We start from the raw sequence: 1,390 nt of genomic DNA, 5'->3' as shown, positions 1-1,390 counted from the left end.
CGAAACCTACCTAACAAACTTTAATTAGCAGATTTAGAAGTTACAGCAAAAGACGTGTATATTAAAAAGGATTTTGCTAATAAAACGGCTGAAACCTTTGATATGAGCGGTACCGACAAAATGGCAGCCCGACAAGGTTTCCGTTATATTCTTTATAAAAGTGTTTAGCAGTTGGGAATCGTTGACAATTTAAAAATTTGTCTGCAGCTTCTTTTCTTTTAGTCTAAAATAGAGGTTAATAACTAACAGGGGAATTACTAAATGATCAAACCCGAAAAGACAATCAATGGAACCAAATGGATTGAAACGATTCAAATCAATGCCGAAGAACGGGCAACCCTCGAAGATCAGTATGGCATCGATGAAGATATTATTGAGTACGTCACTGATAATGATGAAAGTACTAATTATGTTTATGATATCAATGAGGACTACCAATTATTCATCTTTCTGGCGCCGTATGCCCTCGACAAAGATGCGCTGAGATACATTACCCAGCCATTTGGCATGTTGCTCCATAAGGGCGTTTTATTCACGTTTAATCAAAGCGGCATACCTGAAGTCAACACGGCACTTTACTCGGCATTGGATAATCCCGAGGTTAAGAGCGTCGATGCATTTATTCTGCAAACACTGTTTACAGTTGTTGTCAGTTTTATCCCAATTTCTCGCGCCATTACCAAGAAACGCAACTATTTGGATAAAATGTTGAACCGGAAGACGAAGAACAGTGACTTGGTTTCACTTTCATATCTTCAACAGACGTTGACCTTTTTGTCCAGCGCGGTCCAAACCAATCTCAGTGAACTCGATCGTTTGCCAAAGACCCATTTTGGTGTCGGTGCTGACCAAGATAAAATTGATTTATTCGAAGACGTGCAAATTGAAGGAGAACAGGTCCAACGGATGTTTGAGATTGAAACCCAAGTCGTTGACCGAATCGATCATACCCTCAACAGCCTTGCTAATAACAACCTGAACGATACAATGAAATTTTTGACAATTTGGTCACTGACCATGGCTGTGCCAACGATCATTACCGGATTCTATGGGATGAACGTGAAGAAACTCCCGTTAGCCGGGATGCAAGATGCTTGGATGCTGACTTTGGGGATTTCTGTCGCCTTGATTGTGGCGATGCTGATTATGCTGAAGTTCTGGCGGAAGATGTGATGGGTGAGTGACTTGCTGCTGGGTGGGGGACTTTTTTGGAATGTGTATAGTTGAGCAGTTATGCTATTTTGAGCACCCTTCGGCTTCTGAAATACGCTCCGACGACCCTGACCCCGGCCACATAAGACAAAAAATCCAGTAGCGAACGTTTTTTGTTCGTTACTGGATTTTCTGCCTTATGCTCTGGGGTCAACCCGGGTCTTGTCACGTGTTGGTG

1 protein-coding gene is annotated in these 1,390 nt (G+C 42.2%); it reads left to right on the top strand.

The genetic code is table 11. The features are described 5' to 3' along the window. Window positions 1–261: 261 nt before the first annotated feature. On the top strand, window positions 262–1,173 hold the full coding sequence (locus ABT053_RS43300) for a magnesium transporter CorA family protein (RefSeq protein ID WP_010891392.1): 912 nt from the start codon (window positions 262–264) through the stop codon (window positions 1,171–1,173). The last annotated feature ends 217 nt before the right edge of the window (window positions 1,174–1,390 follow it).

The organism is Streptosporangium sp. NPDC002524, assembly GCF_040295985.1.
GTDB lineage: Bacteria > Actinomycetota > Actinomycetes > Streptosporangiales > Streptosporangiaceae > Streptosporangium.
The sequence above is the reverse complement of the archived record's forward strand: the minus strand, read 5'-3'. Positions and strand labels throughout refer to the sequence as shown.

Excerpts from the sequence above, each read along its gene's own strand:
- ABT053_RS43300 (WP_010891392.1), top strand. The coding sequence starts at position 262 with ATGATCAAACCCGAAAAGACAATCAATGGAACCAAATGGATTGAAACG.